The organism is Gemella sp. 27098_8_149 (assembly GCF_041433745.1).
In the GTDB taxonomy this organism is placed as follows: Bacteria; Bacillota; Bacilli; order Staphylococcales; family Gemellaceae; genus Gemella.
On the sequence record NZ_JAPWCB010000001.1, the window covers coordinates 201,024 to 217,407 of the forward strand.

Annotated in this window: 12 protein-coding genes; 3 read left to right on the plus strand and 9 right to left on the minus strand. The window is 27.6% G+C overall.

Annotation, left to right across the window (positions count from 1 at the left end; genetic code table 11):
* Positions 1-23: 23 nt before the first annotated feature.
* The 7 genes from O3801_RS00965 to O3801_RS00995 all read right to left on the minus strand — a co-directional run bounded on the left by O3801_RS00965 (position 24) and on the right by O3801_RS00995 (position 11,596).
* Entirely contained in the window at positions 24-3,011 is a 2,988-nt protein-coding gene (locus O3801_RS00965; protein ID WP_371453631.1) for a type I restriction endonuclease subunit R, read from the minus strand.
* Between the two features lie 28 nt (positions 3,012-3,039).
* The gene (locus O3801_RS00970; protein ID WP_371453633.1) at positions 3,040-4,311 is read right to left on the minus strand and encodes a restriction endonuclease subunit S; all 1,272 of its coding nucleotides are present in this window, start codon (positions 4,309-4,311) and stop codon (positions 3,040-3,042) included.
* The gene (locus tag O3801_RS00975) at positions 4,304-6,481 is read right to left on the minus strand and encodes a type I restriction-modification system subunit M (protein WP_371453635.1); all 2,178 of its coding nucleotides are present in this window, start codon (positions 6,479-6,481) and stop codon (positions 4,304-4,306) included. Before O3801_RS00975 ends, O3801_RS00970 begins: the two co-directional genes overlap by 8 nt.
* 213 nt (positions 6,482-6,694) lie before the next feature.
* Positions 6,695-8,875 carry a KAP family P-loop NTPase fold protein gene (locus tag O3801_RS00980; RefSeq protein ID WP_371453637.1) on the minus strand — a complete coding sequence of 727 codons (2,181 nt, stop codon included), beginning with the start codon at positions 8,873-8,875 and terminating at the stop codon, positions 6,695-6,697.
* A gap of 694 nt (positions 8,876-9,569) precedes the next feature.
* The gene (locus tag O3801_RS00985; RefSeq protein WP_371453639.1) at positions 9,570-10,325 is read right to left on the minus strand and encodes a DUF4393 domain-containing protein; all 756 of its coding nucleotides are present in this window, start codon (positions 10,323-10,325) and stop codon (positions 9,570-9,572) included.
* A 190-nt stretch (positions 10,326-10,515) separates the two neighbouring features.
* On the minus strand, positions 10,516-10,998 hold the full coding sequence (locus O3801_RS00990; protein WP_371453641.1) for a GNAT family N-acetyltransferase: 483 nt from the start codon (positions 10,996-10,998) through the stop codon (positions 10,516-10,518).
* Positions 10,999-11,101: 103 nt separating this feature from the next.
* Positions 11,102-11,596, minus strand: a complete 495-nt coding sequence (locus O3801_RS00995) for a hypothetical protein (protein WP_371453643.1) — start codon at positions 11,594-11,596, stop codon at positions 11,102-11,104.
* A gap of 187 nt (positions 11,597-11,783) precedes the next feature.
* Between O3801_RS00995 and O3801_RS01000 the strand changes: the two genes are divergently transcribed.
* Positions 11,784-12,278 carry a type II toxin-antitoxin system RelB/DinJ family antitoxin gene (locus tag O3801_RS01000; protein WP_371453645.1) on the plus strand — a complete coding sequence of 165 codons (495 nt, stop codon included), beginning with the start codon at positions 11,784-11,786 and terminating at the stop codon, positions 12,276-12,278.
* 412 nt (positions 12,279-12,690) lie between these two features.
* Positions 12,691-13,680 carry an alpha/beta hydrolase fold domain-containing protein gene (locus O3801_RS01005; protein ID WP_371453648.1) on the plus strand — a complete coding sequence of 330 codons (990 nt, stop codon included), beginning with the start codon at positions 12,691-12,693 and terminating at the stop codon, positions 13,678-13,680.
* Positions 13,681-13,817: 137 nt separating this feature from the next.
* Here O3801_RS01005 and O3801_RS01010 read toward each other — a convergent pair whose 3' ends face one another.
* Positions 13,818-14,273 (minus strand): type II toxin-antitoxin system HicB family antitoxin, encoded by a 456-nt coding sequence (locus tag O3801_RS01010; RefSeq protein ID WP_371453650.1) that lies wholly within the window; start codon positions 14,271-14,273, stop codon positions 13,818-13,820.
* Positions 14,274-14,301: 28 nt separating this feature from the next.
* Positions 14,302-14,487, minus strand: a complete 186-nt coding sequence (locus O3801_RS01015; protein WP_371453651.1) for a type II toxin-antitoxin system HicA family toxin — start codon at positions 14,485-14,487, stop codon at positions 14,302-14,304.
* A 542-nt stretch (positions 14,488-15,029) separates the two neighbouring features.
* On the opposite strand from O3801_RS01015, the gene O3801_RS01020 reads away from it, so the two are divergent.
* Positions 15,030-16,370, plus strand: a complete 1,341-nt coding sequence (locus O3801_RS01020) for an ISL3 family transposase (RefSeq protein WP_371453654.1) — start codon at positions 15,030-15,032, stop codon at positions 16,368-16,370.
* The last annotated feature ends 14 nt before the right edge of the window (positions 16,371-16,384 follow it).

The window sequence follows — 16,384 nt, forward strand, 5'->3', positions numbered from 1 at the left end:
TAACTCCTTTTTAAGAATTAAGCTTATTTACCATAATTTTTATTAATATTTTCCTCTGCTACTTTTTGATAAATCACTTCAGATTCTCTTAGTTTTTTATAGTCTTCATTAACTTTTTGTTTGATTATTTCATTGAATACTTCTTCATTTAACCACTTTTTAAAGTTGGCATTACTTATCCATTGTTTAAATAGTTCTATATTGTCATTCATGATACTCTTGAATACATTTTTCAATGCATTATTATATTCTATTTTTATATTTTCCATATCTGAATTCTCTAATGCATTTCTAAATTTATCATCACGCATTACTATTTCTGGTAATGATTTAATTTGTCGAATTACATTATCTTTATCATTCCATGAAATATTACCAAAAATATCATTAAATGTAACGATAATATTTTCAAGATAATCCAACTCAAGCTTATTCTTTCTTCCTGCTCCAATATTATCCCCATTAAGTTTCCCATTTTCATCTTCTAAAATAATATCGATAGTATTCTTTTTCTCTAATCTATAACTTTCTAAATCTATAGTATCTAATAAACCTTTTGTGAAATCATCCTCTTTTGGTGTAGGTAATCTATGTACTAACTGTTCAAAAAAGATTACTTTTCTCTCCCAATCAATTTGACCAATTGGAAGAATTGAAGCTAAGAAATTATATGTTCTTATAAAAGATTTTACTCCACTTTTAAACTCCACTTGTTCCTCTTCAGTTAGAGTTTTATATCGTTCTACCATGCTATCTAAAATAGCATCTAATTGATCTCTATTTTTATTTTTTAAGAATATTTCAACTACTTTATCAACTTCATCTTCTTCATATACATACATTCCATCTAATACACTTAATAAATCATGTAGCTTATTAGGATCAGTAAATGATTCTAATTTAGTTTCTTTATAATAAGGTTGAAATGCCTCTAAAATATGGTCTGGAGTATTAGCAAAATCTAATACACAAGTATCTATTTTAAATTTGGCACTACGATTAAGGCGTGATAATGTTTGTACTGCTTTAACATCATTTAGTACTTTATCTACATACATAGTATGTAGTAACGGTTCATCATAACCAGTTTGATACTTATCAGCAACTATTAAAATTTTATATTCATCTTCTTTGAATCTTTCAGTAGTCTCTTTAGAAGAAAATCCATTTAAACTTGCTTCTGTAACTAACTTCCCTTTATATTCTTTTTCACCAGAAAATGCTACAACAGCTTTCCAGCCCGTTTTACTATTTTCTAAAAGCTCTGAAACAATATGATAATATTCCACTGCTCGAAGTATACTCTGTGTAATTATCATAGCTTTAGCTTTACCATTTATTTTTTTAGAAGTATTTTCAATAAAATGATTTACCATAACTTCTGCTTTTGATCTAATTGGAAAATCTTGACCTTCTACATAAGTTCTAATTTTACGCTGAGATTTTTTTCTGTCAAATTCTGGATTATCTTTCACTGTTTTATAGATCTTATAGTAATTTTCAAAATTCGTATAATTCTTTAATACGTCAAGAATAAATCCTTCTTCTATTGCTTGTTTCATAGAATACAAGTCAAATACTTCGCCAAACATTTGTAATGTTTTTGCTTTTGGTGTAGCTGTAAAAGCAAAGAAACTCGCATTTTCTGGCATTTTTCTAGCTTCAATAATTATATTTAATTGGTCTTCTATACTTGTTTCTTCATCACTCATTTTTCCTGATACAGCCATGTTAAGTGATGCTGCTGCACGTCCACTTTGAGAAGAATGAGCCTCGTCTATAATAATTGCGAAGTTTTTGCCTTTAAGATCAGAACCAATTTTTTCAATTAGGTATGGGAATTTTTGTACAGTCGTGATTATTATTTTCTTACCATCTAATAAAAGATCTTTTAAGTTTGTTGATGAACTAGCATGACCTACAATACTTTTTTCATCGATAAACTTCCTAATATTATCAGTTATCTGTTTATCTAAATTTAATCTATCTGTAACAACAATAACAGAATCAAAAGCTTTTTCATTTTTATAATTCACTTCTACTAAGCGATAACTTAACCATGTTATTGAATTACTTTTCCCACTACCTGCACTATGTTGAATTAAATATCTTTTACCAACACCATTTTCTTCTACATCTTTGACTAACTTAGTTACCGCCCTGAATTGATGATATCTAGGGAAAATTTGTGTTTCACTTCTTTTCACCTTATCTACCGAAACATAAGCGAAATCTCTAATTATAGAAGTTAATATCTTAGGTTGTAAAAACTCTTTCCACAAGTAATCTGTCATTGTACCGTTTGAATTTACAGGATTACCTGATCCTCCAGCTAATGTCCCTTTATTAAACGGCATGAATCGTGTACTCTTTCCATCTAGTTTTGTTGTAAATGTAATAAAGTTCTCATCGACAGCAAAGTGTGCTAAGCATTTTTTAAAACTAAATAATGGGTCTCTTGAATCTCTTTCATTTTTGTATTGTTCTTCTGCATCTTTATACGACCAACCCGTGCTAGAACTTCGGCTTTTAAGTTCCATTGTAAATATTGGTAATCCATTAATAAAAATTGCTAAATCAAGTTCTAACGCTCTGTTTTGATTTGAATATGTTAATTGATTAGTTACTGAAAAAATATTCTTATCAAATTCTTCATAAGAACTTATTCTTTTTGGATCTAAAGCATGATAGAAAAGAATAGTCCCCTGTGAAGGATAACATTTAATTCCATTCTTTAAAATAGATACAATACCATCACGTCTAATATCATTATTAAGCTTATTATAAAATTTCAAGCGACCATTCTCAGTATCAAGTCCAAGAATCTCAAATTCTTGAGGTTGACTATCTTTTATAAATCGCAGTAATCTTTCTTCATCAATCGCAAACTCACGATTATAACTACTTTTCATTTCTAGTGGTGTTATATATTCATATCCATTTTTATCAATTAGATATTTAATAATTTCTTTTTCTAATTGCTCTTCCATATGAGTATCTTTTATTCCCATCACTCCACCTCCTTTTCTTTTTTACTTCTTATTTTCTTTCAGGAATTTTTTCATTTCTAACATCTATCTGACCAGTAACTACTTCAGATATAATTGATTCTTTTAAACTCACTAAATAAAATTGCTTCTCTAAACTTTTTTCTTTTAATTTGTTAATTTCTAATAGTTTTTGTTTTATTTTTTCTACTATTTTATTTTGAATATTTAAGCTACAGTATGGAATTTCCAAATTAGAATATTTTTCAGCACTAATATTTTGAATTGTTGATTGAATAAATATACTATTCTTCCATTCTGTATAACTCTCACTTTGTGTATAATAGTATATATACTCTGGATTTACTAGATTAACATCAAATCTTGCTCTTATTAAATAACCTGCAAATGCCATTAATTCATTATTACTTATATCCTGATGAAGGTATGTTTTTCCAACAGTCCCCCCACTTCTAGCAAATAATATGTCGCCTTTTTCTAAAATGTATTTTTTTTCACAGTCATTTATATATTGTTTTCCATCTTTTTTTAAACTTCCATTTTTTTCTATATCAGTTATTCGAATAAATCTAATTTTACCATTCGTCTTACCTGCTTCATTTATACCGTAAACTAAAGGTGATTGTATTAATGTTTTAATTCTTCTCTTTATTGGTAATTCATTATAATATTGAGATATAATAATTTTTTTTAATCTTTCAATGTCTTTTATTTGTTGTTTTTCAATATCAATTAACTTATCTATTTCTCTTATCTTCCAATCAAGATAATCTGCAATCTGCTGCTGCTCACTAATATTAGGAAATGGAAGAACGAACTCTCCTACATTTTTTTGAGAAATACCATTTCTATCACCACTTATATTCATATTATAGTATATTTTAAACATGTTAGACACCAGTACATAGTACAAATACTTATCAACTCCTAAATCCAATTTTATAGAGCATAATTTATTCCCATAACAGACTAATTGAGATGTAAAAGCAACTTTTTTCCCTCCGCTTCCTCCCTCGATACATAATAGGGTAGAACCAACCTCTGAAATTCTAAAACCTTTTTCAGACTTAGGAATAAATATACTTGACTGATGATTTATTACTAATTTTTCTCCATCAATGTCTGATGTCGTTATAAATAAGTAAGAATTATCCTTTTTACTGTATTTATTTTTAATTTCATCTTTAATACTATTACCTGTTTTAAAACGAGAAATTTTTTTTAATTTTTTTTTATTCCAATTTTTCGGGATTTCTTTTAACCATGGTAAGTTGATTAATTCATAATTTTCATACTTAATCATATAATCCCTCCAAGATTTCTTTCATCATACCCTCTGATAATTTTTCTAATTTTCGGATTCTTGCTACAATTTTTTCTACACTCTCTAACTGTTTTGGTTTATAAAAATATTTTGTAAAGTTTATTTCATAACCAATTTGTGTTTTACTTTCATCTACAAAAACATCTTCGTGATACGGTAAAACTTCTTCCTTAATGAAGCCCTCTATTCCTCCAGGATATGTAAGTGGAATAATCTCTGTATCTCTTAACTCTGTATCGACAACAATATTACCTTGCTTATCTTTTTGTATGGCTGCTTTATCATCTTTTACTATAATATTCTCTAATAAACCAGTTGAAACTAACTTTTTAAAAGTAGTGCCTTTCATTCCTAATACTTTTAATTTTTTATCAAATTCTTTTTCAAATTTTGTATAATCAAGATATATTTCTTCATTTTCGAATTCTTTCAAAACTTTTAAATAACTTGAAATGTTCTCTTTCTTTTCTAATTCTTTAATCGCTCCAGTAGTATTTTTTATAAAACTATCCGTTAATTTTTCTTTTGTTATTTCTCCAGTATAAAAACCTATTTTTTCAAGTTCTTTTTCTACTTGAATTATTTTTTCATTATTACAAAACACTGCTTGTCTTAGAGGACGTTCTACCGTGACTTTATAATACCCAAAATCTTCATTATTAAATATTTTTGAATATTCATTTTCTTTAGAATTCTGGAATAAATCAAGTATTAACTTTCTATCTTCTATAGAAAACTCACAGTTTTTTAAACCAAGATTTTTTCTTAAAGGAGTTTTGATTTTACTTGCATCAATTAATTGAATTTTACCTTTTCTTCTCTCTTCTTTTCTATTTGATAATACCCAAATATGTGTTGTAATTCCAGTATTGTAAAACATATTTTCTGGTAATTGAATAATAGCTTCTATTAAATCTTCTTCTATCATGTAACGTCTGGCATTACTAGCTCCGCCTCCAGCATCACCTGTAAATAATGCGGAACCATTATGAACTTCCACTATACGAGAACCTAAAGGTGTTTCCTTCATTTTTGAAATATTATTTAATAAAAACAACAATTGTCCGTCACTTACATCAGGAATCATTCTATAGTCATCTTGTTCTTTATAACTTCTTACAAATCTACTATCTGTAACATTTTTCTTTGGATCTTTATCAATTCCTGCTCCTAGTATACTTAAATCATTTTTCCAAGTTTTTCCGTATGGTGGATTCGACAGCATAAAATCAAAATGCTTTCCACGCGCTCCATCATTTGATAATGTTGAACCATAGTATATTTCTCCATTAGAAGTATTACCACCTTTAATTAGTAAATCTGCTTTAGCTATAGCATACGTTTCCTCAGTTGATTCTTGACCAAAGATGTGTATAGATAATTGTTTATTATTTTCTTCTGCATGTTTTTGTAACTTCTCTTCAGCAACAGTCGCCATACCTAATGTTCCACATGCTCCATCATAAATAGAATATGTTCCATTCTTCATTTTATCTAATACTGGAACTATTGCTAAATCTGCTACTAGTTCTACAGCATCACGAGGAGTAAAGTGTTCTCCCGCTTCTTCATTGTTTTCTTCATTAAATTTTCTAATTATTTCTTCGAATAAAGTTCCCATTGCATGGTTATCAAGTCCACGATGAATAATTTCACCTTTGCTGTTCACTTCATCATAAGGACTAAGATTCATTTCCTTTGAAGTAAATTTTTCAAGAACAGAACCTAAGATTCCAGCATTAGTCATTTTTCTAAGTTGACTACTAAAATCAAATTTCTCAAGTATCTCTTTAATATTATCTGAAAATCCATTAAGGTATTCTTCGAAATTCTTTTTCAGGTTTTGACGATTTGTTTCATGTCTTAAATCTTTCAGATTAAAATTTGAAGTGTTATAGAATGGTAATTCAACCATTGTATTTAATGTTTCTTCAATATCTAATTTATTATCTTCTGCCATTTTTTTATATTCTAAAATTTTACTCTTATGTGGCTCTATAATAGCATCAAAACGACGTATAATTGTCATAGGAACAATAACATCACGATACTTTCCTCTAACATATACATCGCGCAGACAATCATCTGCAACTGACCATATGAAACTTATTAATTTATTATACTCTAAAGCATTGTATGAATTTCCCATCTAATAACTCCTAATTAATCTTGATTATATCTATATTTTTTATACATTTTTATAAGTATTTTTAACTATCAGATTTAATTATAACAAAATCAAAGATTAAAATAAACACAATTGTAGTAATTTGAATAATAAAAAATTCACTATTATTAATATAAAAAAAGATTATATTACTTATTCTTAAATTTTTAGTAATACAATCTTTTTTTATATTTCTTATTTAATGTTACTATTAATTATTCTTGCTTCTGATTCCCATTGTTTTAATAGTTCTCGGGCTTCATCTTCATTAACATGTTCAAACTCACCCTTATCATAGTTACAAACAAATGAAGCTAACTTGATTTGCTCCAATTCAGTAAATTCATCAAGCATATTTTTATCTAATTTCATTATGATATTGTATATTTCCTTATCAGATATATATTTGACATACTCATTAGAATAATATTCCCAACCTATACCATTTCCTACCCATTTACCCGCTAGTGAGGTAATAAATTTTAATTTACCTACTTCGGTTTCAAAAATCCTCTCAATATACTGAGATAATCCTTCTTCATCTACATACTTCCATAAATAGAAAATAGGTCTAAAGTCAATAATTTCTGAAGTAGATACATTAGAAGTGATATACTCAATTTTTTCTACAAATTTTATATAAATTTTTTGTAAATATTTTACATTAATTTCTGTACTTGATTTATTTTTGAATATACCCTGTACTTGCCCTAAATAGATAAGTAATCTAGAAAAAGTTCCTAAATTAATTTCATTAATATCAAGCATTGCTAAATATAGTATTCTGTATCTCTCATCATCAGATTCAAGCCTATCTAAAATCTTCTCTATAACCATGTTAGACTTCTCTTCGGCAGAAATAGCTAAAATAGTATCAGAAGTTTCTCCTGTAAGCTCTCCCTGCAGAGATAATAACACAGAAGATATTAAAAATAGCCGATTATACGGTATATCATTAACTAATGACAACATTTCTTCTAAAAAATATACCATTTCCCCATCTTTATTTATTTTTTTTATAACATCTCTTAATTGTTGTTTTTTAAATCTGAATATGCAGAGATTTATTAGATTTCTAGAAACCTTTATGTCACTTAAATCGCTTAAAAAATATATATCGAATCGTTCCTTATTTGCTATCCTCATACTTTTTCTCATATCAAAATTTGATCTTTCAAAATATAAATTTTCATTAATATCTTTAGAAATTTGCGGGAAAATTGTTGCAATACTCTTTAATGCTCTATTCTCATCGATTTTCATTTTAATAAATTCATCACTATATATTTTACGATAATCATTATTTTTAAAACTTTCTATTACTCTATCCATACTGTCACGACAAACGACTTCCTTGTTGGTAGCAATCCATTTATACAATTTGGGTTCCAATACCTCTAAAGTTGTAATAGCTACCATGTCTTCAAAAGAAATTTCATTTTGTAGTATTCCATATCTAAATTGGAATGTATTCATAATTCTATTTATATCTCTTAAATTATTAATATATGGACTTATACAATTAGTAAATACTTTATTCCAGTACATCTGATCAATATTAACTTTATTAGGGGCATTCTTTATTATATCTTCAAGTTTTTTTAGAAAAATATCATCTAATTTTGATTTACTCAAAACTGGTAATTCCAAAGGAATTTGAATTATTTTTTCTAAATACTCATTTCCCTCTTCAAGATTATGAACTTCAGCCAATGCTCTTTGTACTACATTTCTATCCATAACTAAAAGATATATTACATTTGGAAAATCAGCTACTTGTTTAACTAATTGAAAAATATCTCTAATTTGTACATTAGTAAGCCTATCTATATCATCAATTACAACAATAATCTGCTTATCTACTTCTGTTAATGCTTTTTCTAAAGCTTTTCTAGTTTCATTAAGAGTAGATTTTTTTGATGATTTTTTTGTTATTATTTTCAGAATCGTCTTTATTGTTGATACTACTCCGCTTCCCATCAAAGGTACGTAATTTAACAAATCTACAGCTTCTGAATATTTTTCCAGTGTATCTGCAATTTTTTCATAATAAGATTTTTCGCTCTGATTGTATAGGTTAATTTTTAAATCTTGGAAAAACAAACTTATCAAATTATTTTTATCAGTATAATTCCACGGAGAAAATCTTACTATCAATGGTTTGTTTTCATCTTTTTCAGATAATCTTTTTATTTCATTTTCAGCCATATTAACAACCGATGTTTTCCCAGTTCCCCATTCTCCGAATAATCCAATAACTAATCCAGACTTACCGTTATACTCATAAATACCTTTACCTAACTGATTTGAAAAGCCTGCTCTTCCCAATAAATCCTCTTCTTGTTTTTCAATAGGGCTATCTGTTCTATATTCCATAATTATCTCCTCAACATATATATATATATATTTCTTTAAATTGAATTAAAGCTTTATTTCTTATAAAATCTCAGTATTTTTAAAATTTAATAACATAACTATTTAAATATACTTAATAATTCATTAAATGCCTTATCTATACTAACTGATTCACCATTTTCAGCTTGTTCCAGACTTAACTTCATTAAATCATTAAACTCTATGTCCCTCATATCTTCTCTAGATATTATCCTTTTAATAAAGTTCCTACTATTCTTGTTATCTTATATTTTAAATTCACTATTTCTCATAAATTTTAGTCCCCAATCACTATATTTATTTCAAATTATAATACATCAACATTATACTTTTCAACACTTTAAATATTACAATATAACTTGTACAAATTTATGTACTAATAAACATAGAGACATAACCATCTTTGTTTGTTAATATCCCCCAAAATTTGTACAAAATTTTGGGGGATATTTTTTGGCTATTTTTTTGAGAAATTTTTACCATTTTCGATTTTGACAAAGAAAAAAATTGGGACATTAGATAAAATTTATCTAAACATGTATTTTTAAAATTTAATAGACTAATAGAAATGAATAATTAAAATTTCTAATTATACCCTAAATTATTAAATTATTAATCTGAAACGAATTTTTTTGACAAGTTGTACTATAGTTAAAAAATAATAATTTTTGAAATCTTAAATACAAATTTTACAAAAATCCATTCCAAAATTAGTAATTTTAATTAATCCTTTTTTTAGTTCTATACTATGTAAATCATCATTATATTCATTTTTAAATTGGTTAATTATTGGATGATTTTCATAAGGTAAATATTTATTTTCATCAGATAAAAATACACCATAATTAATTTCAATAAGCCCTAACCTCTTTAGATTTAGGAGAGATGAAGCAACTCTCACATGAGAAATATTACCGATATTTTCTATATAAAAATGATCAAAAACTTCTTTATAGTTTTTTGAATCTTTACTTTCTAGAATAATCGAAACTATAGGATTTTGTTTATCTTTAATATCATATAAATTAATAAGATTTTTAGCATCTATTGGACTCATTTGCTTTATTATTTCTACAAATGCTGGTTGTAATACTTCATTTTTTGAATTATCCATTGAAGCTGCTATTAGTTTAGCAAATAATGAACGTAATTCTTCATCATCAATATAATACTTAGAAGCTTCCAACGCTGGTCCTAATATACTCAACTTAGGTTCTTGTATTTGGTCTATTGGTATGTTAGAAACTTCTGTACCAATATCTTTTAAAAATAAATTTTCTACCTCTTGTTTTCTTTGTCGAACTTTAATATCCATTTTGTAACCAAAATTATAATACCGTAATTGACTAAACGTTTCGGCTGGACCTTTAAATACACTACTAATAGCTGCACCACCTGCAGCAGTCAAAATAGAACCGACAATTTCATCCATTGATTATCACTCCTTTAAAACTGTTGAATTTCCGGAAAATCTTTAATTTTATTATATCATTTAGGTGAAAAAAGGTCAAAAAAGTTTAAGTACTATTTTAACAATAACTTCAACCTTCATAAAACTATTCTATATATTAAATATTAAAATCGAAATTATAATATTACAACTAAGAAAAGAATTATCTCATCTATAACTTCAAAATACCTACTATCTCATCTCCATCTTTTTCATCAGTTTCTACAAAACCAACTGACTTATAGAGTTGTCGTGCCCTATCATTCTCACTTTCATAAGATAACCAACAATATTTTGCTGTTCCACAAGGAAAAGTATTAATAAATTCTAAAGCTAATTCCATTGCTTTTTTACCAAATCCTTTCCCTTGGAATTTCTTATCTATCATAAGACGCCATATATTATAATTCCCTTTAGCTATCTTAGGAGCACTTTCATCATCTGAATTCACATCAAAACCTATCATTAAAAATCCAACAGGTTTATCGTCATTATAAATACCAAATGTGAATACATGATTATTCTCAGTAATTGCTATATACGCTTCTATTATACTACTATTATTTGTAGCTACAAAACTTTTCTGATTATCAAAAACTTCTAATTTCAGAATATCCGCTACATTTTTTCTATTAATCTTTTTTAATTCAAGCATAATTTATTCCCCATTGATTTTTTTATTATGAAGTTTATTCTTATGATAATTAAATAATTTCATAATGTTTGCGTACTGTTTCTAAGTATCCCTACCAAACTGCCTACTTAATATACTTCGTTATTTTTCCTTCTTTTTTGTATGTTTCTACTGCTTTTGCTACTCTTTCAAAGTCACGTCTTAAGCTGTATGAATAGATATCTCTAAATAATCTATATCCTAGTTTTTCATTTACTTCGAATGCTAGTGTGTATAGTTCATATGTTTCCATTGAATCGAAGTTCTCGTGTGCTTTTACTACATCTACTAATATATCGTCGCAATGTTCTACTAACGCTTTTTCTAGTCTATCATTTAAGAATTTTGACTTATCTAGAGTATATTTATACATTTCTCTTGATGTAGTTGAGAAGTCCGCTATTAAGCTTTCTTTATCTAGTTTATCATACAATTCATACCCTAACTTTTTATTTACATCCTTTGCGATTTCTACTAATCTTTCATCTGATACTGGTTCTAAACTAAATGCTGCTTTACTAACTTCCGATAATGCGTTGTAGTTTTCTTTTATCGCTTTTTGTAATAATTCTAATTCCATAAAGATCCTCTCAATCCTAATTTTCTTACACTCTATTATAACATATTTAATAGTATTTCTTATAACTCATTATAACTTTTCTTCTATTCTTATAAATGTCCTTGAATTTAACTTTTTCGTATAAAGCTCTCTTGAAAAATTAATCATTCTACGTTAAAATTAATGTATTAAATAAGGAGAGTATATTATGAGCGAATCAAAAATTGTTTTAACTATTGATGATGAATTAAAATATGAGGCTGAGGATTTGTTCTTTAGTCTTGGATTAAATTTGGAAACTGCTATTAGCATGTTCCTTACAAAAGCTGTTAATGAAGGTGGTATACCTTTTGAAGTAAAACAAACAAAATACGTTGAAAGTCCTGATTTTATCTCTAGTCACTTCACTATTAAATCTGCTGTATATGAGATTAATGAATACATTAAAGATAGATTCAACGAAGAACCTTCATTTTATCTAGCATGTGAAAATAGAGGTCTTACAGATGATGAAGCTAGTAAATTATTCATTCTATTTTCTAATAATACTGAAGAGATTGATCAAGAAGAGTTCACAGAAAAAAATATTGATAACCTAGTAGAATTATCTACAATCGCCTTCCCAGCATTAAGACGATTATCAGATGAACAACTACGTGATATCGTGAATGCATATATCACAAACTACTATTTAATTAGATAGTATTAACTAATAATAAAGCTTTTAGGAGTACCTTAACAGATATGCCTTTAAGGTGCTCCTGTTTTTTAAAATTATATATATTTTATTAATCTTTCAAGGAACTAAATTTTTATTGGAAGTAGACTTCCAACTTTCTATATTTTTACCCTTAATTGGAAGCTGACTTCCAACTTTAGCCTTTTTTACCCTTAATTAAAAGTTCACTTCCAACTTTAGCCTTTTTTACCCTTAATTAAAAGTTCACTTCCAACTTTAGCCTTTTTTACCCTTAATTGGAAGTTCACTTCCAAGTTTCCTTTTTTCCTTATATCTTTTTTTCAGATTTTTATTTTTACAATCACTTTATTTTCTGATAAACTATAATTGTAAATAAATAAAACACTTATATTTATGTAAATAAGAGGAGATCAAAATGGGAAAATTTAATAAAAAAGTTGTTTCAGTAGCTTCAATTGCTGCAACATTACCTGCATTAATAGGTAGCTATGCTGGGTATCAAAAATTACGATATAATCGTAGTGCAAAGGCTGGTCTAATCGAGTTATATCTTGGTAATAAATATAAGAAACTAAGAGATATCGATGAAACTAAGAGACTAGAAAAACAAAAAGAAGACAAGAACGAAGAAACTGTAAATGTATATGAATTCGATACTAAATCTAAATTTTATACTCGAATTGTTTCTGATAGACAGGTTTGGCATTTAAATAGTGTCAATGGCTCTAACTCCACTATTTTCTATATTCATGGTGGTTCTTACGTTCATGAATTCGTAGATATTCAATGGGCAATGGCTGATAAGATAGCGCAAGAAGCTGATGCTGAGGTTGTTATTCCTGATTACGGATTAGCTCCATTCTATACTTATAAAGATAGCTATGAACTTCTAACAAAATTATATATAGATTACATTACTAAAAATCCAGATAGAGATGTCTATATTATGGGAGATAGTGCTGGTGGAGGCTTAGCTCTAGGATTAGTTCAAGATTTTGTTCAAAATAACATTAAACTACCTAAGGGGCTTATTCTACTAAGTCCATGGGTTGATCTAACTATGTCAAATCCTGATATTAAAAAATATATAAAAAAAGATCCTCTACTACACGTAGATACTTTGCTAGCTGATGCTAAATCTTGGGCTGGTGATGCAGACTTATCTGATTGGAAGGTTTCTCCATTGTACGGTGATATGAAAGGTTTACCTGAAGTATTATTATTCTCAGGAACTCGTGAATTATTATATCCTGACATAGCATTATTAGCTGAAAAACTTCGTGAAGCAAATGTTAAGACTGAATTCGAAATCGGTAAAAACTTAAACCATGTATACCCTGCCTTCCCAATACCAGAAGCAGATATTGCTATTAATAAAATTGTTGAGTTTGTGAAGAGTAAATAGTAAAAATTAAATATAAAAAAGATGTACTCAAATTTATTATTTTTGGGTACATCTTAATTTTATATTATTCTCAACATTTAAAACTATTATTTTAATTTAAATTGTAAAACATTTCAAAAATTAAAATCGCATATTTTCTACTTATACTTAATAGTTTCTTCTGCTATAGCATTCGTTAATAATTGTGAAAAATTAATATTGTATTTTACTGCAACATCATTTGCCCATTTAGGAATAGACAATGTTTTTTTTATTAACGTGCTACTATCTAAATATTCTCTCAAATCAACTACAACCATTGAAACAAATGATTTATTAAGAACATAATAATCCTTCATCTCTAGATCATCTTTAAAAGGAAAATCATCTTCTATTGACAACTCATTTATATTACTCGATTTAGGCAATCTTTCTCCATCTTCTAAATAATCACTAAGAGCTAATCCCAAATAATCTGATGCCATACTCATTGATTCTGCTATACCTGCTCCCTGTGTCCCACTTCCTTCTAAATCTGGAAAATATACATTATAAATTTCTTTCTCTTCATTTTCTTTATTAAAATAGAAAATAGCTGGATAACTTACTAACATTATATCACCTCATTAATTCGGAGCTGGACTATAATAATCCAGCATCCTTTAATATTCCCTTCTCTGTGAATTTATTCAATTCACCTTTTGGGATAATGATTGGTCTTTTCTGTCCAGGTCTGTTCATTTTTATATGAGATCCCTTTCCGCCTTTACATAAAGTAAAACCGTACCTTTTCAACAGTTTAACCATCTCTTCTTGTGTCATCGGCATAATATTAAACCTCCTGACACTTTAACTATACTACGTATTTATACGTATGTCAATAATATTACTTCCATTTCTCAAAATATATTCTGCATTGATTGAATATTCTCAATTAACTAAACTTCTAGCTACTAAAGTCCAATCTTATTCCCTAATGTCCACTTTTTTTCACGAAAGTCCATTTTCATTCCCTAATGTCCACTTTTTTAACCACGAAAATCCAATCTCACTCTCCAATGTCCAATTTTTTATCTACTAAAGGCCAGTTTCGTTCCCCAATGTCCAATTTTTTTACCACGAAAGTCCAGTCTTACTCTTCAATGTCCACTTTTTTTGGGAAATGTCCAGTTTTATTTCCCGACATTCGCACTTTTTTTATATTAAAATCTAATTTTCCAACTAATTCCTGCTCTATTTATATTGGTTGTATACTAAATCCGGGGCATGGAAAAATTCCAGCCCCGGATTTCAATTTTTATATGCAAAAAGACAAATATCCAATATAATTAAGGTGTACAAAAATAATTAACTAAGAAAGGATATTTGTCATGAATAATTTTATCACAAATTTACTATTAATAAAAGACCAAAATATAACTATTGAGGATAAACTTGATTTAATCAATGTAGATGGTCAAGATACATTCGTATTTCATGGGACTTTATCATACAATCCAAAGTGTTGTACAAACTGCGGTTGTATGAAAGAAGGAAATAATATAGTTAAAAATGGATTCGGCGATCCTTTAAAAGTAGCTTTATTAAAGATGTCAGAATGCCCTGCATACCTTAGGTTAAAGAAACAACGTTTCAAATGTAGAGAGTGTAATTCTAAGTTTTGTGCAGAAACATCATTTGTACAAAAACACTGCAGTATATCTAAAAATCTTATATTTTATATTATGAAGAATCTATCTAAAACATTATCTTTTAAAGATATAGCTGAATTAAGTAATGTATCAGTATCTACAGTAGTAAGAGTAATGAAATCATGCAGAGAAGCTGTAGAAGTTAAGACTCATTCAAACTTACCAGAACACCTATGTTTTGATGAGATAAAATCAACTAAAGATAGTAAAAATGGAATGAGTTTCGTATTCTTAGATGCTAAAACACATGACTTTATAGATATTGTAGATGGAAGAACACAACATATATTAAAACAATACTTTATGAGATATCCAAGAAAAGTACGAAAGAAAGTGAAGACGATCTGTATAGATATTTATCCTCCTTATATGAATATGATTAGAGAGATGTTCCCTAACGCTGAAATAATAATAGATAAATTTCACATGGTTCAAAATATTAATAGAGAATTAAACAAAGCTAGAGTAAAACTAATGAATCAATATAAAAATAAAAAAGGCTCTACTTACACTATTCTAAAGAACTTTTGGAAAGTAATATTAGAAGATAGAGATAAAGTAAATTCAACAAAAACATTCTATTCTAGAAGCTTTAAACGCTATGTAACTAGAAAAGAAGTATTAGATTATATATTAGCCATAGATGCTGAATTTACAGCTAGCTATGAGAGAGTACATGAGATAAGAGAAGCTATTAAGGCTAAAGATTCTGTAGAATTAGAGAAGTATATAGATATGGATACTAGAGGCTTATCTAAAGGTGTATATAAAGCTATAAATACAATGAAAAAACACAAAGAGTATATGCTTAACGCTGTTAAATATGAGTATTCTAACGGTCCATTAGAAGGATTTAATAATAAAATAAAACTACTAAAGAGAGTATCTTATGGATATTCTAGCTTTAGTAATTTCAGATTACGCATTTTAATTATGTCTAGATTATTTGTTTCTGAGTATAAAAATAATGTCAAACTTAAAGAAAATAAGAAAAAATCTAAGCAGCAAAATGCTGCCTAGATCTCATTTCCTGT

What these genes read in the sequence shown, in the direction of transcription:
- O3801_RS01010 (WP_371453650.1), bottom strand. Translation starts at nt 14,273, where the DNA reads ATGTTAGTAAGTTATCCAGCTATTTTCTATTTTAATAAAGAAAATGAA.
- O3801_RS01015 (WP_371453651.1), bottom strand. Translation starts at nt 14,487, where the DNA reads ATGCCGATGACACAAGAAGAGATGGTTAAACTGTTGAAAAGGTACGGT.
- O3801_RS00985 (WP_371453639.1), bottom strand. Translation starts at nt 10,325, where the DNA reads ATGGATGAAATTGTCGGTTCTATTTTGACTGCTGCAGGTGGTGCAGCT.
- O3801_RS00975 (WP_371453635.1), bottom strand. Translation starts at nt 6,481, where the DNA reads ATGGGAAATTCATACAATGCTTTAGAGTATAATAAATTAATAAGTTTC.
- O3801_RS01020 (WP_371453654.1), top strand. Translation starts at nt 15,030, where the DNA reads ATGAATAATTTTATCACAAATTTACTATTAATAAAAGACCAAAATATA.
- O3801_RS01000 (WP_371453645.1), top strand. Translation starts at nt 11,784, where the DNA reads ATGAGCGAATCAAAAATTGTTTTAACTATTGATGATGAATTAAAATAT.
- O3801_RS00970 (WP_371453633.1), bottom strand. Translation starts at nt 4,311, where the DNA reads ATGATTAAGTATGAAAATTATGAATTAATCAACTTACCATGGTTAAAA.
- O3801_RS00965 (WP_371453631.1), bottom strand. Translation starts at nt 3,011, where the DNA reads ATGGGAATAAAAGATACTCATATGGAAGAGCAATTAGAAAAAGAAATT.
- O3801_RS00980 (WP_371453637.1), bottom strand. Translation starts at nt 8,875, where the DNA reads ATGGAATATAGAACAGATAGCCCTATTGAAAAACAAGAAGAGGATTTA.
- O3801_RS00990 (WP_371453641.1), bottom strand. Translation starts at nt 10,998, where the DNA reads ATGCTTGAATTAAAAAAGATTAATAGAAAAAATGTAGCGGATATTCTG.
- O3801_RS00995 (WP_371453643.1), bottom strand. Translation starts at nt 11,596, where the DNA reads ATGGAATTAGAATTATTACAAAAAGCGATAAAAGAAAACTACAACGCA.
- O3801_RS01005 (WP_371453648.1), top strand. Translation starts at nt 12,691, where the DNA reads ATGGGAAAATTTAATAAAAAAGTTGTTTCAGTAGCTTCAATTGCTGCA.